We start from the raw sequence: 2,735 nt of genomic DNA, 5'->3' as shown, positions 1-2,735 counted from the left end.
CTCCACGCTTCCTTCAGTGTCTTCCTCACGGTCGACACCTTGCGCTTCGCTTCGGTCCCTGTGACCTAGTTCCGGGAGGACTTTCACCTCCAGGTCGATGCCCATGCCGGGCACACATACAAAAACGGAGGCGGCCCGGTGAGGGGCGCGCCTCCGCTCGTTGGAAGCAAGGATGAGGGGACGAGAGCTTACTCGCCGACCTCCTTGGGCAGGGCCCGGATGTCCTCGTCGGTGAGCTCAAAGAAGAGCTCGTCCTCGTCGCGACCGGCCTCGGGATACGCCTCTTCCTGCATGTGGAAGTCGTGGTAGTAGCCCATGCCGGTGCCGGCGGGGATCAGACGGCCGACGATGACGTTTTCCTTCAGGCCGCGCAGGTAATCCACCTTGCCGCTGATGGCAGCCTCGGTGAGCACCCGGGTGGTCTCCTGGAAGCTGGCCGCTGAGATGAAGCTCTCGGTGGACAGGGACGCCTTGGTGATGCCCAAGAGCAGAGGCCGGCCCACGGCGGGCTGGCCACCGGCGGCGATGACCTCGTCGTTCTCTTCCTGGAAGCGCCAGCGGTCGACCTGCTCGTCGATGAGGAATTGGGTATCCCCGACCTCCTCGATCTTCACCGAGCGCATCATCTGACGGACGATGACCTCGATGTGCTTGTCGTTGATCTGCACGCTCTGGGAGCGGTAGACCTCCTGGATCTTGTCCACCAGGTAACGCTGGAGCTCCTTCTCACCGAGCACCTGCAGCACGTCGTGGGGGTTGATGGGGCCGTCGATCAGCGGATCGCCGGCGTTCACCCGCTCGCCCTGCTGCACGTTGATGTGGATGGACCGAGGTACCAGGTACTCGCGCTCGTCGCCGGTGTCGCTGACCACGATGACCTTGCGCATGCCCTTGTGGACGTCGCCCAACTGCACCGTGCCGTCGATCTCGGTGATGATGGCGGGCTCCTTGGGGCTGCGGGCCTCGAAGAGCTCCACCACGCGGGGCAGACCGCCGGTGATGTCCTTGGTCTTGGTGGTCTCGCGGGGGATCTTCACCAGGGTGTCGCCGGGGTGCACCCGCTGGCCGTCGCCCACCATGAGGTGAGAACCGGACGGCAGCAGGTAGCGCTTCTCGGCGTCGCCGGTGCCCTTGACCACGATGGCGGGAACCCGCTTCTCGTTGGCCGAGGCCTCGACGATGATCTTCTGCGACAGACCGGTGACCTTGTCGGTCTCCTCCCGGACGTTCTCGCCTTCGACGATGTCCTGGAACTCGATCTTGCCGCCGATCTCGCTGAGGATGGCGTAGGTGAAGGGATCCCACTCCACCAGCTCGGTGCCGGGCTTGACGGTGTCGCCCTCGCGCACCAGCAGGTGGGAGCCGTAGGTCAGTGCGTAGCGCTCGAGCTCGCGGCCCTTGTCGTCCACCAGCACCAGCTTGCCGTTGCGGTTGATCACCACCAGATCGCCGGCCTTGGACTCGACGGTGTTGACGTTGATGAAGCGCACGGTGCCGGGGTTGGTGGCGGAGTGCTTGGACTGCTCGGACACGCGGCTGGCGGTACCACCAAAGTGGAAGGTCCGCATGGTCAGCTGGGTGCCGGGCTCGCCGATGGACTGGGCGGCGATGACGCCCACGGCCTCGCCGATCTCCACCATCTTGCCGGTGGCCAGGTTGCGGCCGTAGCAGGCGGCGCACACGCCGCGGCGGGTCTCGCAGGTGAGCACGGAACGAATCCGCACCCGCTCGATGCCCGCGCTCTGCACGGCGTTGGCCAGCTCCTCGGTGATCTCCGCGCCGAGCTCGACGATGACTTCGCCGGTCATCGGGTCGTAGATCTCTTCCTGGCTGACACGGCCGACGATGCGGTCGCGCAGCGGCTCGAGGATCTCACCACCCTCCATGATGGCGGTGACGAAGATGCCGTCAATGGTGCCGCAATCTTCCTCGTTGATGATGACGTCCTGCGCCACGTCCACCAGACGCCGGGTGAGGTAGCCGGAGTCGGCGGTCTTGAGCGCCGTATCCGCCAGACCCTTGCGGGCGCCGTGGGTGGAAATGAAGTACTGCAGCACGGACAGGCCTTCGCGGAAGTTGGCGGTAATGGGGGTCTCGATGACCTCGCCGGAAGGCTTGGACATGAGGCCGCGCATACCGGCCAGCTGACGTACCTGCTCGCGGGAGCCTCGGGCGCCGGAGTCCGCCATCATGTTGATGGGGTTGAACTCGCCGCGGTCGGTCTCCACCTTCTTCATCTCGTAGAACATCTCTTCCGACACCTGCTCCGTAGTGCGGTGCCAGATGTCGATGATCTTGTTCTTGCGCTCACCGGCGGTGATCACACCGTTGGTGCGCTGAGCCTCGATTTCGAGGACGTCGGCCTCGGCCTTGCCCAGCAGCTCGGCCTTGCTCGACGGGATGACCATGTCGTCGACGCCGATGGAGATGCCCGCCTTGGTGGCGTAATTGAAGGTGATCTCCTTGAGCTCGTCGAGCATCTTCACCGTCGCCGGAGCACCGAGCTTGATGAAGCAATAGCCCACCAGATCCTGGAGGCCGCGCTTCTTGAGCAGGCCGTTGATGAACGGGATCTCCTTCGGCAGGTGCTGATTGAGGATCACCCGGCCGACGGTGGTGTCGATGACCTTGCGCTCCAGATCCTCGACCTCGGCGTGCAGGATGTCCTGGTTGCTGTATTGAGTGTCGAGGTTGATGTAGCGCCCCGAGTAACGCACCCGGATGCTCGACAGGGT

General features: G+C 64.5%; 1 protein-coding gene. It reads right to left on the bottom strand.

Features of this window, described 5'->3' with window-relative positions:
* Positions 1-188: 188 nt before the first annotated feature.
* The coding region (locus SX243_25765; GenBank protein MDY7096398.1) for a DNA-directed RNA polymerase subunit beta' at positions 189-2,735 on the bottom strand (2,547 nt) is incomplete at its 5' end.

Source organism: Acidobacteriota bacterium (assembly GCA_034211275.1).
In the GTDB taxonomy this organism is placed as follows: Bacteria; Acidobacteriota; Thermoanaerobaculia; order Multivoradales; family JAHZIX01; genus JAGQSE01.
This window is presented reverse-complemented; position numbering and strand designations above follow the sequence as displayed.